13 protein-coding genes are annotated in these 17,367 nt (G+C 37.8%); 10 read left to right on the forward strand and 3 right to left on the reverse strand.

Translation table 11 applies throughout. The features are described from left to right. The first annotated feature begins 60 nt into the window (after window positions 1-60). From CYO92_RS03080 to CYO92_RS03110, 7 genes are all read left to right on the forward strand, one after another. A complete protein-coding gene (locus CYO92_RS03080; RefSeq protein WP_103588336.1) occupies window positions 61-792 on the forward strand; it encodes a phosphatidate cytidylyltransferase in 732 nt (243 codons plus the stop codon). After that, a complete protein-coding gene (dxr, locus tag CYO92_RS03085; protein WP_103588337.1) occupies window positions 774-1,883 on the forward strand; it encodes a 1-deoxy-D-xylulose-5-phosphate reductoisomerase in 1,110 nt (369 codons plus the stop codon). Before CYO92_RS03080 ends, dxr begins: the two co-directional genes overlap by 19 nt. Further along, on the forward strand, window positions 1,870-3,105 hold the full coding sequence (locus tag CYO92_RS03090; protein WP_021091743.1) for a uracil-xanthine permease family protein: 1,236 nt from the start codon (window positions 1,870-1,872) through the stop codon (window positions 3,103-3,105). Before dxr ends, CYO92_RS03090 begins: the two co-directional genes overlap by 14 nt. Further along, window positions 3,105-4,397, forward strand: a complete 1,293-nt coding sequence (locus tag CYO92_RS03095) for a M99 family carboxypeptidase catalytic domain-containing protein (protein WP_103588338.1) — start codon at window positions 3,105-3,107, stop codon at window positions 4,395-4,397. The genes CYO92_RS03090 and CYO92_RS03095 overlap by 1 nt, the downstream gene beginning before the upstream one ends. Continuing rightward, a complete protein-coding gene (gene tsaD / locus CYO92_RS03100) occupies window positions 4,394-5,401 on the forward strand; it encodes a tRNA (adenosine(37)-N6)-threonylcarbamoyltransferase complex transferase subunit TsaD (RefSeq protein ID WP_103588339.1) in 1,008 nt (335 codons plus the stop codon). Before CYO92_RS03095 ends, tsaD begins: the two co-directional genes overlap by 4 nt. Before the next feature lie 95 nt (window positions 5,402-5,496). Then, window positions 5,497-7,584: a dynamin family protein gene (locus CYO92_RS03105; protein ID WP_103588340.1), complete on the forward strand. Its 2,088-nt coding sequence runs from the start codon at window positions 5,497-5,499 to the stop codon at window positions 7,582-7,584. Next, the gene (locus CYO92_RS03110) at window positions 7,577-9,409 is read left to right on the forward strand and encodes a dynamin family protein (RefSeq protein ID WP_103588341.1); all 1,833 of its coding nucleotides are present in this window, start codon (window positions 7,577-7,579) and stop codon (window positions 9,407-9,409) included. The genes CYO92_RS03105 and CYO92_RS03110 overlap by 8 nt, the downstream gene beginning before the upstream one ends. A 48-nt stretch (window positions 9,410-9,457) precedes the next feature. On the opposite strand, the gene CYO92_RS03115 is transcribed toward CYO92_RS03110, so the two are convergent. Continuing rightward, on the reverse strand, window positions 9,458-11,911 hold the full coding sequence (locus CYO92_RS03115; protein WP_103588342.1) for a molybdopterin-dependent oxidoreductase: 2,454 nt from the start codon (window positions 11,909-11,911) through the stop codon (window positions 9,458-9,460). Between the two features lie 160 nt (window positions 11,912-12,071). Here CYO92_RS03115 and CYO92_RS03120 point away from each other — a divergent pair, with 160 nt between their 5' ends. The 3 genes from CYO92_RS03120 to CYO92_RS03130 are packed head-to-tail and all read left to right on the forward strand — an operon-like array spanning window position 12,072 to window position 13,558. Next, window positions 12,072-12,365 (forward strand): putative quinol monooxygenase, encoded by a 294-nt coding sequence (locus CYO92_RS03120; protein WP_103588343.1) that lies wholly within the window; start codon window positions 12,072-12,074, stop codon window positions 12,363-12,365. 32 nt (window positions 12,366-12,397) lie between these two features. After that, the gene (locus CYO92_RS03125) at window positions 12,398-12,619 is read left to right on the forward strand and encodes a hypothetical protein (RefSeq protein ID WP_021091847.1); all 222 of its coding nucleotides are present in this window, start codon (window positions 12,398-12,400) and stop codon (window positions 12,617-12,619) included. Window positions 12,620-12,670: 51 nt separating this feature from the next. Further along, window positions 12,671-13,558 (forward strand): hypothetical protein, encoded by an 888-nt coding sequence (locus CYO92_RS03130; protein WP_103588344.1) that lies wholly within the window; start codon window positions 12,671-12,673, stop codon window positions 13,556-13,558. Between the two features lie 96 nt (window positions 13,559-13,654). On the opposite strand, the gene CYO92_RS03135 is transcribed toward CYO92_RS03130, so the two are convergent. After that, a complete protein-coding gene (locus CYO92_RS03135; RefSeq protein WP_103588345.1) occupies window positions 13,655-16,393 on the reverse strand; it encodes a M16 family metallopeptidase in 2,739 nt (912 codons plus the stop codon). Between the two features lie 74 nt (window positions 16,394-16,467). Further along, window positions 16,468-17,184 (reverse strand): transporter substrate-binding domain-containing protein, encoded by a 717-nt coding sequence (locus CYO92_RS03140; RefSeq protein WP_103588346.1) that lies wholly within the window; start codon window positions 17,182-17,184, stop codon window positions 16,468-16,470. Window positions 17,185-17,367: the final 183 nt, after the last annotated feature.

Here is a 17,367-nt window from a genome sequence, read left to right on the forward strand (position 1 = left end):
AACGCCGTCTAAATTTTAAGTGTTATAATTACAGCGAAATAACGATTTTAAGGAGAGGATATGCAATCTCGCATAATCACTGGCGTTTTGATGTTTGTTGCTATTTTAATAGTTTTTTTTATTGATAATTATATTTTAAATTTTATCTTGCTTGGGGCTGTGCTTTATTTTGCTTTTAATGAGTCGCTCAAGCTTTATAATATCGATCACAAACAGCTAGTTTTTGCCGCACTTGCTTTTTACGTGCTTACATATTTTACAAATCCAATTTTCATAGCGATCCTTGCTATCATGCTGGTTGCTTCGATCCTAGCTCACATAAAAAGTGAAAATTTAAAGCTAGTCGCACCTTTCGTATATCCGACCACGCCGATCTTTATGATGTGGATGCTTTACTCAGAGTATGGCGTAGGCTATCTTGTATGGCTTATTTTAAGCGTAGTTGCAAGCGATAGTGGTGCATTTTTTGTTGGCAAAATGTTTGGCAAACATCCATTTAGCCCAAGCTCACCAAACAAAACAATCGAAGGTGCAGCAGGCGGTGTGGCGATAGGCACTGTGATTGGCTGCATTGTTGGAAATTTTGTAACTGAAGGATTTTTCCAAATTTTATTTTCAAGCTTTTTAGTCTGCGTCTTTGCAGTTTGGGGAGATTTGTTTGAGAGTTACCTAAAAAGACTTTGCGGCGTCAAAGATAGTGGTTCGCTCTTCCCAGGACACGGTGGCATGCTTGATAGGATAGATGGTTATTTATTTGGCGTAGTCGCCCTACTTTGGTCGCTCTCGTGGTAATACTTGGCTCAACTGGCTCAATCGGCAAAAACGCCCTTAACCTTTGCGAAAAATTTGGCGTAGAGGTTGAGGCGTTAAGCTGCGCTAAAAATGTAGATTTACTAAATGAGCAAATTTTAAAATTTAAACCAAAATTTGTCTGCGTAGGCGATGAAAAGCTAGCTAAAAATGTAAAAAACATAGAAGCTAAAAATATCTTTTTTGGTGAGGCTGGACTGCTGCAAATGCTAGAAATTTCAAGCTCAAAAAAGGTAATAAACGCCCTTGTTGGCTTTGCTGGCCTTGCTCCTAGTTTAAAGACGCAAACTCTTGGCAAAAGGCTTGCGCTTGCAAACAAAGAGAGCCTTGTTGTTGGCGGCAAATTTCTAAAAACTAGAGAAATTTTACCAATAGACAGCGAGCATTTTGGGCTTAAATTTCTACTAGAAAACAAAACTGCGCCAAAAAGACTCATCGTCACAGCAAGTGGCGGTGCATTTTATAAAAAGCCGATCAAATTTCTAAAAGACGCCACGCCAAGTGATGCGCTAAAGCATCCAAACTGGGATATGGGCGCAAAGATAACGATTGATAGTGCGACGATGGCAAATAAGCTTTTTGAGGTGATGGAGGCTTATTGGCTTTATAGCATCAAGGAGATCGAGGCTGTGATAGAGCCAACCTCTGCGATACACGCCGTAGTTGAATTTATAGACGGCTCAAGCACGATGCACCTCTCGCGACCTGATATGAAGTTAGCTATCGCTCATGCTATGTTTGAAAATGTCAGTAAAAATATCGTTTCGCACGCAAATTTACTTGATCTAAAAAATATAAAATTTCATAAAATTAGCCTTAAAAAATATCCCATTTTTTCGCTAAAAGATAAAGTCCTGGCAAACCCTGATCTAGGTGTAGTGATAAATGCTGCAAATGAGGTTGGAGTATTTAGCTTTTTAGAGAAAAAATGTTCGTTTTTGGATATCTCAAGGCTCGTTTTAAGCTCTGTTAAAAATTTTAGAAATATTAAAATTTCAAGTATTGATGAAATTTTTGAAGCTGATAAAGAAGTTAGAAATTACGCAAAAAGGATGTTAAATGCAAAGGTATGAGGGTTATAAATTTGATCCCAAACAAAGCTTAATCGGCGTTCAGTTTTTATTTGTCGCCTTTGGTGCACTGGTATTAGTGCCGATACTTACGGGACTAGATGCAAATGTAGCTCTCTTTACGGCTGGTCTTGGCACGCTACTTTTTCAGCTAATTACTAGAAAAAATGTTCCGCCTATTTTTTTAGCAAGCTCCTTTGCTTTTATCGCGCCACTTCAGTACGGTATCGAAAAATGGGGCATAGCCGTGACGATGGGGGGCGTTATATTTGCTGGATTTTTCTACGTTGTTTTAAGCCTCGTGGTCCGATTTGGCGGAGAGAAAATTTTGCATAAAATTTTGCCTCCAGTTGTCGTTGGACCTGTCATCATGACAATAGGCCTTATCCTTGCTCCAAATGCCGTCAAAATGGCAACATCAGCCACTGAAATTTATACTCAAAATGAAGCAATGATCGTCGCTGGCATTTCGCTAGTGGCTACCATTTTAGTGATGATGCTTGGACGTGGCATGTTTAGGCTTATACCTATTTTACTTGGTATTATCGTCGGATACATCGTAGCTTACTGCTTTGGCATGGTTGATTTTACCCCTATCTTTAATGCACCTTGGTTTAGAATGCCAAATTTCACTACACCAAAATTTGAGTTTGAAGCAATCATTTATATGATACCTATCGCCATAGCTCCAGCGATCGAGCACATAGGCGATATGCTTGCTATCTCAAATGTCACAAAAGAGGATTTTCTAAAAAATCCAGGCCTTAAAAATACGCTCCTTGGAGATGGACTTGCTACTTCGCTTGCTGCCTTTTTTGGTGGCCCGCCAAACACTACATACTCAGAGGTCACAGGCGCAGTTAGCCTTACAAAAGCTTATAATCCAGCAATCATGACCTTTGCGGCGATCACTGCCATCGTGCTAGCCTTCATTGGCAAGCTAGGAGCTGTGCTCTCAACTATCCCAGCCCCAGTCATCGGCGGTATCATGCTGCTACTTTTTGGCATCATCGCAAGCGTTGGCATGGAGACGCTTATAAAAAATAAAGTTGACCTTGCAGACCCTAGAAACATGATAATCGTAGCCCTCATCTTCATCTTTGCCATCGGCGGCATGGTGCTTGACCTTGGAGCGGTTAAATTTTCAGGTATAGGGCTTGGTGCGGTTACTGGTATAGTTTTAAATTTGCTTTTACCAAAGACAAAGCATTATGAAGGATATTAATGCGTAAATTTTTACTTTTTTTACTAACCTTTACCACTGCTAGTTTAGCCAATACTTTAGACTATGCGCTTATCAAAAAAGGTGAGCCAAGCGAAAACACGATGTTGTTAATCGGCGGTATTCAAGGCGATGAGCCGGGTGGATTTTTGGCAGCCTCTATCGTGGCAACTGACTATAACATCACAAAAGGCTCGCTTTGGGTCGTGCCAAATTTAAATTTCCCAAGCATAATCGAGCGAAGTCGTGGCACAAAAGGCGATATGAATAGAAAATTTGCCCATGTAGATAAAAATGATCCAGACTATAACTCAGTAATGAAGATAAAAGATGTCATCACTGATAAAAACGTCACGCTCATCTTAAATTTACACGATGGAAGTGGCTATTACAGAGATAAATTTATAAACAAAGACGAAAATCCAGACAAATGGGGCAATACTTGCATAATAGATCAAAGCACGCTTCCTGGCTCAAAATATCCAGAGCTTGAAAGTATCGCCTCAAGCGTAAAAGATGTGCTAAATAAGCATCTAATAGATCAAAAACACCAGTATCACATCAAAAACACGCACACTGCGATGGGTGATAAAGAGATGCTAAAAAGCCTAACTTACTATGCTATTACGCAAAATAAGTCAGCCTTTGCAAACGAAGCTAGTAAAAATTTAAACGCCGAGCAAAGGACTTATTACCATCTAATCGCCATTGAAGAATATATGAAAAAGGCTGGCATCAGCTTTACTAGGCCGTTTAATCTTGATGTTAAAAGCGTAAAAAAAGCAATCGAGAAAGAGATCAGACTTGAACTTGAAAATTCATACGCGATAAGTCTTAAAAATCTAAAGCCTTTAATAAATTTTGTCCCACTTAAAAAAAGCGAGTTAAATTACAGCTCACCAAATCCGCTAATAGCTGTTATAAAAGAAAATGGTAGCTTCAAAGTGCAGTACGGCAACCGCTTTGTTACTAGGCTAAAGCCACAATATTTCGAGTTTGCGAAGCCACTTGATGAAATTTCACTAATAAGCGACGGTAGCGAGCTTACATTAAAAAGTGGCGATAAATTTAGCGTGAAAAAGAGCTTTAAAGTAAAAGCACTCAAAAACGTGCGCGTAAATGTCATAGGATATGGCACAAAAAGTATAGATGAGAGCGAGCAAGAAGTGGCTAAAAATAGCCTAAATAAAAGCTACAGCATCGATAAAGATGGCAAAATTTACCGAGTCGAGTTTTATAAAAACGAAGATGGCAAAGAGAAATTTGCTGGCATGATCTTAGCGGAGTTTAGATGATAATTGGCATCGAAAGTAGCTGCGATGATAGCTCGGTCGCACTCATAGATGAATGCACTTTAGAGAAGATTTATTATAAAAAAATTTCTCAAGAAGAGGAGCACGCTATCTTTGGTGGCGTGGTTCCTGAGCTTGCAGCTAGGCTTCATACAAAGGCACTGCCAGCACTTTTAGAGGATATCTTGCCAAATTTTAAAGATATAAAAGCGATCGCTGTGACAAATGAGCCAGGTCTTAGCGTGAGCCTAATAGGCGGCGTCAGCATGGCAAAAGCATTAAGCGTGGCTCTAAGTATCCCGCTAATTGCCGTAAATCATTTAGTTGGCCACATCTACTCACTATTTTTAGATCGCGAAGCTACCTTTCCACTTGGCGTCCTGCTAGTAAGTGGTGGGCATACGATGCTCTTAGAGATTGAGAAAAATGGTGAAATCACTGAGCTAGCAAGCACTAGCGATGATAGCTTTGGTGAGAGCTTTGACAAGGTTGCTAAAATGCTTGATCTTGGCTATCCAGGCGGTGCCGTAGTTCAGCAAAATGCCCTACTTTGTAAAGACAAAGAGAGGTTTCATTTTACCATTCCACTTCTTCACGACAAGCGCCTTGAGTATAGTTTTTCAGGGCTTAAAAACCAAGTCAGAGTTGAAATTTCTAAGCTAGATAGTATCACTCCAAAAGATATCGCTGACATCTGCTACGCATTTGAAAATACTGCCTGTGAGCACATTTTAAACAAGCTTGAAAAGGTCTTTTGTTTAAGAAATTTTAAGCGTTTTGGTGTAGTTGGCGGCGCAAGTGCAAATCTAAATTTACGAAAAAGACTTGAAACGCTTTGCCAAAAAAATGAGTGCAAGCTTTTGCTAGCTCCACTTGAGTTTTGCTCTGATAACGCCTTGATGATAGCAAGAGCGGGACGTGAGAAGTACCTAAAAGGCGAGTTTGTAAGCCATAGCGAGCTAAATATAAATCCAAGAGTCAGCTTTAAAAAGCTTGAGTTAAATTAAACTTTTTAAAAACATAAAATTTTGCGCCTAAATCTTGATAGCTTCGTAAGTAAAAACGTAATAAAATCTAAAAAATTTCAAAAAAAGAATCTTTAATGGACGAGTTTTTAAATCACGCTTGGCATTTAAATAAAATTTACGCCAATACCGATGCGAGCGTGCCTTTTTACCCAGATCTACTGGCGCTTCTTTTATCTTGTGATGAGAAAAATTTAGATGAGCTTATGGCTCTTGCCGAGTTTAGAAATATCTTAAAAAAGCTAGGCATTGGACTTGATATCTTTAGCATACAAAGTGCCCAGCTAGCCACGCTAAAAGCGTTAAATGAGGCAAAAATTTCAAGTGATGAACTTATAACCTACTTACAAAAGCTACGTGATGAAAAGATAATTAGCCATGAAAAATTTGATTTTTTAATAAAATTTATAAGCAAAAACTCAAATCAAAATAAAGCTGAAATTTCTAATGTAAAGCCAAAAGATCACTTTCACAAGAGCCTAGATTTTCTAAACGAGATAGATGAAAAAGCAAGCATGCTTGATGAAGATAAAGAATTTTTACTAGCTTTGAAAAATGCCAAGAAAAGATCAAATGAAACGCTTTTTAATATCGCAGTAAGCGGTATCATAAACTCTGGCAAATCAACGCTTTTAAATGCACTTTTAAACAAATCCATCCTTGGCACTTCAAATGTGCCTGAGACCATAAATTTAACCATCTTAAAGCACGCAACAACTAGCCATGCAAAGGTAAATTTTTATAGTCCAGATGAGCTAGAAAAGCTTGGACTTTCAAGCAAAAATCTACCAGCTAGTAGCGTAGAGATCAGCCTAGATGAGATAAAAAACTATACATCTTCAAGCTCAAAAACGGCAAATCTCGTAAAAAGCGTTGAGCTTTATGATGACTTGGAGCTTTTAAGAGATAATGTCTGCATTATAGACACTCCTGGCATAGATGATGCGATCGTGTTAAGAGAGCAAATAACTACAAATTTTATGAAAGAGTGCGACCTTTTAGCACATCTCATGAATGTCTCACAAAGTGCAACGCAAAAAGACGCAATATTTTTGAAAAAATGCCTTGAAAACTCGCATATCGTAAGAGTTGCTATCGTGCTAACTCACGCTGATGAGTTAAACGCAAAGGATATTAATGAAACGCTTAACTACGTAAAAAAGGCGATTGGCGAGCAGATAAATGATATTAAGATAGATTATTTTGCCCTTAGCGCGAAAGCTTATCTTGATGGCGCTTTAAATAGTGGCGTGCAGGAGTTTAAAGAGTATCTTTACGATGTGCTTTTTGGCAAAGACTCTAAAAAATCAGCTCTAATTTTAAACTCATATCAAAAAGAATTGCAAAATATTTTAAAAACAAAACTCGAAGCCACAAAGACTGAAATTTTAGAGCTTAAAGCATTTGGTTTAGAGCTAGAAGCTTTGCAAAACGAGCAAGCAAATATCAAAAATTCTCTTAATGAAAATTTCACAAAACTTGAAAGGCTTTTAGAAACCGAGCTAAAAAAACTCGATGATAAAAATGCAAAAGATATCTATAAAATGGGGCTTGAAGCACTACTACAAAATCTAAATGAAAAGATTAAGAGTGAAATCGCTTACTGTAAAAGTAAAAGAGAAAATTTAAATCTAAAACGTCTTACACAAATAGCAAAAACTACACTTTGTGACGGAGTTGCGGCACTTATGAGAGAGGCCAGAAATGAAACTTTGGTGCAGACAAAGTCATGCGAGCAAAATATTGCTTTAAGCTTTGATGGCTTTAAGGTGAGTGAAAATAAAATTTTTAGTATAAATGACTTTTTAAAGCAAATGGGCGTAGAGCTTGATTTTAGCGAGCTTTTAGATGAGCTTGAAGCTAAAATTTTAAGCAAAAGCGAGCCAAATGAGGCACTTTTAAGTTTAAGACAAAATTTACTTAACAATAAAAGCATATCGCAGTTTTGTGAGATGCTAGCAGAACACGAAAAAAAGCTGCTAAAAGAGCGAGTAAAGGCTTATGAGATGAGCCAAAAAGAGGCTTTAAATAAAAGGCTTTTAGTGCTCAATGAAAAACTTAATGAGCTAAATTTACAAAATCAAAGCTCAATTTCAAAGCTTAAACAAAAGACCTCCTTGCAAGATGAAATTTACTCACTTTTAGAGGATATTAAAAATGTTTAATGAGTTTATAAATGCCTACAAAGCGAGATATTTTAAGGTCTTTACAAATGATTTTAAGGGCGAGCTAGCTAGACTCGTAAATGATCTAAACGATCCTAGTTTGCATATAAGCGAGCAGATAAAAGAGAGCTTAAATTTACTAATAGACACTCTAAATGAACCACCACTAATAGCTGTTATCGGTCAATTTTCAAGTGGAAAATCAACGTTTTTAAACGCACTTCTTGGTCAAGATATCTTGCCATCAGGACTAACTCCAGTCACCGCAAAGGCTGTGAGGCTAAAATTTGCAAAGATGCCACTTCTAAGCGTGAAATTTATAAACGGCAGCGAAAGCCTGCTAGCAAGTAGCGATCTAGCCGAGCTAAATAAGTTAGGCGAGCAGATTTCTGGTATGACGCTTTATGCGCCAAGTGAAATTTTAAAAGAGATAAATTTCATCGACACTCCTGGCCTAAACTCGCTAAGAGATGCTGACACAAAAGAGACAAAAAATACGCTAAAAAAGGTTAGCGGCGCAATATGGCTAAGCCTTGCGAACAACGCCGCAAAGGCAAGCGAGCTTGAAAGTATCAAAGAAATTTTAAAAGCAAATGATCTAAAAGCGATCTGCCTAATCAACCAAAAAGACAAGCTAAGCGAGGAGGAGCTTAAAAGTTTGCTAAAGCACGCTAGGCAAACTTATGGCGAGCTTTTTGAAGATATCATCACTATCTCATCAAAGCAAGCACTCCTTGGCATCACAAATAATGACAAAAGCCTACTTGAAGCTTCAAATTTTAACGAAGCTCTAAAGGCTATTAAAGAGTGCTTTTTAGACAAGAGCTTTAAAGAAAATTTCATAAAAGTAAGGGCAAAAAAGATCGTAAAACTCCTAACCAACGAGCAAGAAAAACATCTAGAAATTTATGATAATGCACGGTTTATTTTAGATGAATTTAGTGGCTCATTAGATGAGAGGCTAGAGGCGATAAAAGAGGAGTTTAAACCAAAGATCGCTTTAAGATATAGTCAAATGAGTGAAGTTATAAAACTTGCTGCCGATGAGGTATTTAAGCTACTTAAGCCATTTTCAAAGACAAAATTTAACGCTTCAAAGACACTTTTAAATAAAGAAATTTACAAGCGTGAAAATTTTGAGGTAATAAGTCTTGATAGCGACGAAGTCTTTTCAAAACTTATCTACGAAGATGTAGTTTTTAATAAATTTTTTAAACGCTACAAAAAAGATCTAAAAGAGCTAGAAAATGCAATAACCTCAGCATTTAATGAGCTTTATAAAAATTTAGAGGATAAATTTTTAATATATAAATCTCGCTATGAAAATTACGCTAGCTTTGATGATCAAGTCTTGGCTTATGAAACAAAATCCATAAACACCTATGCCGGACGGACATATGAAAATTTTTTAAGAGAGTATGAAACTGCCAAATTTAAGGCTATACAAAAGGTCTCTTTGTTTTTTGAAAAGCTTGATATAAAGCTAGCCTCAAACTATGAAAACGCACTCAAACTCGCGGTTTATTTTATAAAACAAAAGATAGAAAAGACTCTAGAGTCGCACCTACAGATGAATACGCCACTTTATATCCCAAGTGCAAAAGACGTCTATGAGCGTATGCTTGATGCGTTTAGCCTTTATGAGTTTGAAGCTTTAATGTGCTCAAATAGCTCGTTTTTAAATAAAATTTTGCTTGATATAAAGAGCGATTTTAATGAAATTTATACTTTAAAAATAGCAATGCTTGATGGCTTAAAAGCAAGAGTTAAAGAGCAAATTTCAAAGATTGAAGAGATTTGTGAAAACTCATTGCTATTAAGATAAATAAAATTTTTAAAACTTAGAACTATCCATTTAAGGATAGCTTTTATTTTATGCGTGCATTACGCCGATCTTTGGTGCGTCAAATGCAGTTACACGTTTTGGCACTCCTTTAAATTTCTCGACATTCACAAGGCTTGTGTGAGCGGTGTTGCTCTGGCTCATCTTGCTTGATGGCACGTCTTTTGTGAGCACATTTAAATTTCCGTGCAAGCAAAGGCTCTTTTCGCCCGGTTTTTCAGGGTCATACCACGCACCTTCGCTTACTATTACGACATTTTGTGGCACATCCTCAGTCACAAAGGCACCGCACAAAATTTCGCCCCTATCATTAAACACACGCACCACGTCGCCCATCTTTATTCCTCTAGCCTCGGCTGTTTTTGGATTTATAAGCACTGGCTCGCGCTCTGTGATCTCATTAAAGTTGCGAAGTACAGAGTTATTTAGCTGCGAGTGAAGTCTAAATTTAGAGTGCGCACCGCTGATTGCGATAGGATACTTTTTATTTTTTGCGCCCAGCCACTCAAATGGCTCAAGCCAAGCTGCATGCGGTGGGCAGTCATCATAGCCAAAGCCAGCGACCGTTTCAGAGTAAATTTCTATCTTGCCAGATGGTGTTTTTAGCGGATTTGCCACTGGATCGTCGCGGAATTTCTTGTAGTTTGTAAAGTAGCGTTTTTTCTCATCGATCTTGTCAAATCTAAAGTATCCCTTCTCCCAAAATTCCTCAAAGCTAGGCATGCTCTCATACCCAAGCTCGGTAGCCTTTTTAACGGCATCTTCATATATTGTCTTAACCCACTCTAGCTCGCTTTTGTCCTCGCTAAATGCCTCTTCCCTGCCCCACTCTTTGGCAATCAGCCTTGCAATCTCGAAGTCACTCTTGCTCTCGCCAAATGGCTTAACTAGTGGCTTCATCGCAAATAGATACTCGCTCGTTGAGTTTGCCATCTCGATGTCTGTTCGCTCGTACTCAAGCGCAGCTGGCAAGACGATGTCGCTAAATTTAGCCGTGCTCGTCCAAAACGGCTCGCAAGTGATGATAGCATTAACGTTTCGCATAGCTTTTATCGCTCTATTTGCGTCAGGATGCCTTGTGAAAGTCGATCCATTTGCGTTAAACATCACTCTAATCTTTGGCAGTTTATAGCTCTTGCCATTTCTTGTTATCTCCTTGCCTGGCTCAAGTAGTGCGTCTATTAGCCTTGAGTTTGGCATGTCATAGCCCTTTGTCTTTGGTACCAGTCCGCTATCAATAAATTTTTGAGGCACCTTTATCTCAAACGCCGCTAGTTTAGGAGCTATGAAGCTCTCATCAGCATTTTTGTGCATGCCGTCATTTGTGACAAAACCACAACCCTCTTTACCGATATGTCCAAGCATCGCATTTAGTGTCACAAGCGCCCAGTACGCCATCTCGCCGTGATCTTGCCTTTGGATGGCGTAGCCGCTAACTATGACTGAGTCGTTTTTGACTAGATCCTCGCTAAATTTCGCCAGATCTTGCTCGCTCACGCCACAAATTTTGCTTGCCCAAGCTAGGTTTTTATTGACCCCGTCTTTTGTGCCAAGCATATACTCTTTAAATTTGTCAAAGCCAACGGTGTATTTTTCTATAAATTCTTTGCTGTAAAGCCCTTTTTCAAAAAGGTAGTTGCACATACCTATCATCATCGCCGTATCGGTGCAAGGCACGACTTCAAGGTATTTTGAGTCAAAGTATTTTGCGCTATCGTTGTGATAAACATCGACGCTATAAATTTTCATCTCGCCACTTTCGCCCTTTTTTCTGATCTCGTCATAGTATTTATATGAGTTGTGAAGTGGCACGCCAATAGCGATCTTATTTGAAACGACTGGGTTTGTGCCCCAAAATACGATCGTTTTGGCATTTTTTAAGATAGCCTCCCACTTTGTTGGCGCTAGTGTTGGATCAATAAAGCCAGTGATGTGCGGCATGATGACAGTCGCTGCGCCGTATGAGTAGCCACCAAGCTCATTTACGTATCCGCCAAGCACGTTAAGTAGCCTCTTTGCGGTCTTTTGGCTGTGACCAACTTTACCAAGGCTGCCCCACTGATAAACCTGTCCATAGATCGCTTCAGCGCCGTATTTATCAAAATTTTCTTTTAAAATTTTTGCACTTAGCTTTATAGCCTCGTCCCAGCTCACACGCACAAATTCTTCTTTACCACGAAGCTCTGGCTTTGGGTTGTTTGGATTGGCTAAAAAGCTCTTTCTAACAAATGGATATTTTACTCTGCTCTCGTTTTGGATGTAGTCAATGACTGCGTTATTTAGCTCGTTTGGATAAGCATCGCCCTCAAATGGCACGGTCTCAACCACGCGCCCTGCGATAGTTCTTACATAAAATGCGCCAAATTTATTTGCGCTTAGTCCGCTTTTCTTGTCAAATAACGCTTGCTCTGCGCTTCCAAGCTCGTTTGCTTGAAGGCTAACCGCGCCTAATGCGCTTAATCTTAAAAAGTCTCGTCTTTTCATTTTCTCTCCGATTTTGGTTAAATTTATTGTTTTTGGTTGGTTTTAGAAATTATAAATTTAGGGTTTTGTATCATTTCATCGTTTAAAGGCCTTGTAATGTAATACGCAAACTTGCGTCTAAATTGCGCTATTTTAGCCAAAATTTTTAAAGGATGGGCAGATGATTGGATTTTATGTAAATGTAAAGTTAAAAGCTGGATGTGAGGCGAAATTTGAAGAAATTTTAAAAGAGATCGTACTAGCTTCAAGAAAAGATAAAGGCTGCATAAGCTACGAGTGCGGCATGGTTGTGGGTGGTAAAAACGAATACTGCTTTATGGAAATTTGGGAAGATCTTACAAGCCAAAAAGAGCATATGAAAAGCGCTCATATGGTGAAAAACGCAGCTGCACTGGAGGCTTGCAAAGAGAGCCAAGAGGTAAAAATAGTAAATTTTGTAAGCGTAAAGGAATAATATTTGCTTTAAAAAGGGCAAAATCCACAAAAATGAGCGAAGAAAAAATGCTTGAGATGATAAATGCGACTGCTGATATTATATTTATGGCCGTACTTAGGGGGCGAGTGAGCTTTGAGGCTTGCAAAAAAGATAGAGAATTTATTGACTCTTTAAGAGAAGAGCTACTTGGCAAAAATCCAAATAAATTTAAAATCGCCCAAAACTCATACCAAATGATCGCCATTTTTGAAAAATATCGCAATAAAAAATAATCCACTTAAAATTTAAATCTGCTTGCCGATATTGTGTTAAAGGATTTTGACATGATAAACGCACTAAATGGATTTAATCAAAGCTTTAACTACCAAGACGCTTTTAGCAAGTACCAAGCCACAAACGCAAAATTAGACAAAGTAGAAATTCCCACCAAAACTGCGGATATCAAGCATCTACCGCTCTCTGGCTACTCATCAAATGATAAAATTTCTATCTGGGGCAAGATAAATGGCCTTGATAGCGGAGCGAGCAAAGATGAAATCTCTAGCCTTAAAAATTTCATTGATAGTACGAAGCTTTGGCGACTAAACTCCATAATCACTAGCGAGAAAAACGGCTTTAGCGTAGATGAGTTCATCAAAAATCACAAAATGAACGTAAATAACAAAATAATCAATAATGCTTTTGGTGCTCTTTATCTAAGCCGTGAGGCTACAAATTTGCTAGACTCTGATCTAAGCATCGATGAGTTTAAAGATAAATGGCTGGAATTTACCGCCGAAAGGATACTTGGCGAGCATGCAAATGTGAAAATTTCTTTTAAAGACGGGGCTTTACATTACGAGCAAAGCTCGGATAAAAAACGTATAGAATTCTTAGGTCAGCCTATGTTGCACCGTGTGAGCTACGCTGATAAAAACAGCAAAGATGAGTTTTTAAAATTTCTAAAAACAAGCTATGAAAAGGGTGAGAGCATCGCTGATGTGCTGCAAAATATCGCCCTTACGCCAGTTAGAGAAAATGGCGATGAAGAGATGGAAGAAGAGAAATTTAAGCCTATGCAAGTTACCAAAAAGAGCGTAACTTACACAGATAAGGATATAAAACGTGAATTTTTTGAGGAATTTATCAGACGCGAGGTCGAAAATGGAGCGAGCTTTGATGATCTAGTACAAAAGCTAAACAAGCTAAAGCCAAAGGATATTCTCGCATAGTTTTGGCTTTAGGCTGAAATTTTAGTGGGTGACTTGGCCGCTAAATTTCTACATAGGCTTAATTTAAAGAGTTAGCCAGCTTAGCTCCATAAATTTCTACTTTGGATTATTTATGCTTATCACCATATTTTTCTCATCAAGATATAGCTTAGCTGCCTCTTTGATCTCGTCATTTGTGATAGCTTTTACCGCGCTTATGTACTCATCAGCCGTATAAAGTGGCGTTTTAAAAATTTTATTTGAGATGATGAGCTTTTGCCAAAACTCAGGCTTTTCATAATCTTTTTTTATAGAAATTTCACTCTGTGCCTTAAAATCTTCCAAATGCTTTGGCAAGATCACGCCACTACTCTTGATGCTAGCTATTATCTGCTTTATCTCAGCGATAATCTTGTCCGTGTTTGCGGGATCACAAGTAAAACTAATTAGCATATCTGAATGCTCAAAAGGATAGCGTGAGAGCTTGGCATTTAGGCTAAAGCCATATGTTTGGCCCTTATCTTCTCTGATCTTTTCTCGAAGCGCCGTTTTTAAAATTTCGCTTAATGCCCTTAACCTAATCGCTTTTTCAAAACTATATTTCGCATCAGAATTTATGATGTTTATACCAACATCGCTTCTTTTTGAGGTCTGATACTCTCTTTTAAATGTATGCTGACCCTTGATACTTCGCACGCCATCGTCTTTAAAATTTTCAGCTTCGCCAAGCTTTGGCAAGGTGGCGATATACTTTTTAATAAGTGGTAAAAGCCTCTCTTCGTCGGTGTCGCCGATGATTACAAAAGTATATGAGGCTGCATTTGTAAATTTATCTTTGATGATCTCTTTTAGCTCATTTAGCTTTAACGCATCGATATCAGCCGTCTCAAGTGGCGCGACACGTTTATTGTTTTCATAAAAAAACTTGCTAAATTCGGTACTAAATTTATATTCAGGCAAATTTTGCTCTTTAGCTAGCTCATCTTTTGCTCTTTGCTTTATCCTCTCAAGCACGTTTGCATCGGCTCTTGGAGCATTAAATTCTAAATTTATAACAGCTAGCAGCGAGCTAAGATCGCTTGTGCTTGATGAGCCATAAATGCCCTGTGTGAGCGCTTCTATGCCCTTTTCATAGCTTACGATCTTTCCATTTAGTGCCTTTGAGAGCTCATAGTTATTAAATTTACCAACACCGCTTTCATTTGTGAGCGCAACGGCAAAGCTACCAAGCTTTGGATCAGCCAAATTTGATGTGCCTCCTTTGCTGACGGCTGCAAACAAAACGCTATCTTTTTTAGTGGCTAGTGGCTTAAAGATAACTTGCGAGCCATTTGACATTTTGTAGGTATAAATTCCATTTTTTTCATCAAAGCTTCTTGAGCTTATCTCTTTTGGCTCTAAATTTTCATTGCCTAGACTCTTGTCGTTATTGCTACCAGATAGGCTTGTGTTATAAGCAGGCGCCTTGGCAAAAAGCTTTAAAAACTCATCTTTGCTAAGCCTAAAGCCATCTTTGCTAAAAATTCTTACACGCTCATCAGAAATGGCCAAAATTTGCCTAAATCTATCATTAACGTCTTCTAGCGTAATCTCGTTTAATAGCTTTAAACTAAGCTCTTTTTCATCTTCATCACTTAACACAAAGCCACCATTTTCTATCATATTTAAAATTTGTCCTGCGTAAGCGCTTGACTTTTTAGTCTTTGAGCGTTTAAATTTTGCATCTACATTTGCCACAAACGCCTTTTTCACATCTTCAAAATCATCTTTATTAAAGCCAAACTCTTTAATGCCTTTTATAACGCCAAGCATATCTTTAAGGCTTGCGTTAAAATCGCCTCCAAGTACATTTGTTTCAAAACTATAAATTTTCTGCTTTGCTTGAAGTGTTTGAGCTATAAAATCAGTACTTAAATTTGATGAATTATTTGCATTTTTTTGCTCATAAAGCATATTTATCAGGCTTGCGATAAGTGCATCTTTTAGATTCCTCTTTGCATCAGCTTCATTTACAACCGGGCTAAATTTATCAAAATAGCTAAGTCTAACTAGCTCCATTCCAGTTTCATTTGAGTCATAGTTAAAAATATTTAAACCATTTTTAAAGCTGATATTTTTTTCTGGATGAATGTAAGAATTTGTATTTTTTGCTTGGCTAAAGTTTTTTTCGATTAAGCTTTTTATCTCATTTTTATCAAAGTCGCCAACAGCGACAAAGCTCATAAATCTTGGCTGATAAAGCCTCTCGTAAAATTCTTGCATATGCTTAGCATCTACGCTTTTGATGACGTTTATATCGCCTATTGGCACTCTTTTTAGATAGATACTGTCCTCAAAAATATCTTTTGTTTGAGCCAAATAAAGCCTATATCCTGGCGTATTTCTCTGGCGCTCTTCTTCCATTATGACGCCACGCTCTTTATCAAGCTCCTTAGGATCGATTTTAACGCCATCTATCCAATTCGAAAAGACCTTAAATGTATCTTGTAAATTTTTCTCATTTACATTAATCGTTAAGACATAGCTCGTCTGATCGTAGCTCGTCTGCGCGTTTAGATCGGCTCCAAATTTCACACCAAGGCTCTCGAGCTGTTTAATGAGCTCATTTTTGCTAAAGTCGCGGCTGCCATTAAATGCCATGTGCTCCAAAAAGTGAGCAAGACCTTGCTCGCCGTCTTTTTCATCAGTTGAACCAGAATTTATAACAAGATAAAAAATAGCTGTTTTTTGTGGAAATTTATTCTCTTTGATATAGTATTTTAGCCCGTTTTTTAGCTCTCCATTTAACATATCTTTATCGTTTTGAAGCGCAAAAAGACCCATTACTAGACAAAAAAGCAACAAAATTTTTCTCATTATTTTCCTTTTTAATTTTAATCGATAGACAAAGCAGAATTTAGCATAAGCCTGCAAATTTGCAGGCTAGAAGATTATTTTAGATCATATTTTTTAAGTAAAGCTTCGTAGCTTCCGTCTTTTTTCATATCATCTAAAATTTGATTTATTTTCTCTATTAACGCGCTCTCTTTTCCTTTATCAAAAGCTATTGAAAAGCCCTCGCTACCATCAACTTCTTTGAAAAATGCTTCAAGTTCTGGATTTTTCTTGATAAAGCCATATCCGATAGAGCTATCAAGGATGACTGCGTCAAATTTGCCAACTTTTAATCCCATGATAAGTGGCACAGTATCTTCTGAAGGCACTACTTTTACGCCATTTATAGCATTTGCTGCTAGCTCTTGGACGGTGCCTTGTTGCACGCCAACTCTTTTGCCAGCTAGCTCATCTTTAGCTTTTAATGCGTCATTGCCTTTTTTCTTTAGGTAGAGGTTTTCAGTTAGATAGTATGGCTTTGTAAAATCAATCGATTTTAATCTATCTGAAGTCGCACTCATCGCACTTATTATGCCATTTATTTTGCCAGCTTTAAGTGCTGGGATAAGGCCATCAAAACTCATATTTATGATCTTATATGAAAAGCCTGCACGCTTTGAAATTTCATCAATCAGCTCAATGTCAAAACCTGTTATTTTGTTATTTTCATCGATATATTCAAATGGCGGATAGTTCGCCGCTGTGCCAAATTTTAGCTCGTTTGCACAAAGAGCAACAAAAGCTGTGAGTAAAAGAGCAAAGATCTTTTTCATAATAGTGTCCTTTAAGGTGATTTAGTGGCTTAATTATCAGTATTTCTCTATTAAAAATTGTTTAAATCCGTAATAAAAGAAAAATGCTATAAATAATCGTATAGCAAAGTAGCATATAAATTTTTATAAATAAGTTCTATCCCTTAATTATCTTAAGGGATAGAATAATAGGAGCTCTAAGAG

It is taken from the genome of Campylobacter concisus (assembly GCF_002913715.1).
Taxonomy (GTDB): domain Bacteria; phylum Campylobacterota; class Campylobacteria; order Campylobacterales; family Campylobacteraceae; genus Campylobacter_A; species Campylobacter_A concisus_AG.

Bases quoted from the DNA above. Each gene is read 5' to 3' on its own strand.
- CYO92_RS03140 (WP_103588346.1), bottom strand. From the start codon at position 17,184: ATGAAAAAGATCTTTGCTCTTTTACTCACAGCTTTTGTTGCTCTTTGT.
- CYO92_RS03090 (WP_021091743.1), top strand. From the start codon at position 1,870: ATGCAAAGGTATGAGGGTTATAAATTTGATCCCAAACAAAGCTTAATC.
- tsaD (WP_103588339.1), top strand. From the start codon at position 4,394: ATGATAATTGGCATCGAAAGTAGCTGCGATGATAGCTCGGTCGCACTC.
- CYO92_RS03095 (WP_103588338.1), top strand. From the start codon at position 3,105: ATGCGTAAATTTTTACTTTTTTTACTAACCTTTACCACTGCTAGTTTA.
- CYO92_RS03080 (WP_103588336.1), top strand. From the start codon at position 61: ATGCAATCTCGCATAATCACTGGCGTTTTGATGTTTGTTGCTATTTTA.
- CYO92_RS03105 (WP_103588340.1), top strand. From the start codon at position 5,497: ATGGACGAGTTTTTAAATCACGCTTGGCATTTAAATAAAATTTACGCC.
- CYO92_RS03115 (WP_103588342.1), bottom strand. From the start codon at position 11,911: ATGAAAAGACGAGACTTTTTAAGATTAAGCGCATTAGGCGCGGTTAGC.
- CYO92_RS03110 (WP_103588341.1), top strand. From the start codon at position 7,577: ATGTTTAATGAGTTTATAAATGCCTACAAAGCGAGATATTTTAAGGTC.
- CYO92_RS03130 (WP_103588344.1), top strand. From the start codon at position 12,671: ATGATAAACGCACTAAATGGATTTAATCAAAGCTTTAACTACCAAGAC.
- CYO92_RS03125 (WP_021091847.1), top strand. From the start codon at position 12,398: ATGAGCGAAGAAAAAATGCTTGAGATGATAAATGCGACTGCTGATATT.
- CYO92_RS03135 (WP_103588345.1), bottom strand. From the start codon at position 16,393: ATGAGAAAAATTTTGTTGCTTTTTTGTCTAGTAATGGGTCTTTTTGCG.
- CYO92_RS03120 (WP_103588343.1), top strand. From the start codon at position 12,072: ATGATTGGATTTTATGTAAATGTAAAGTTAAAAGCTGGATGTGAGGCG.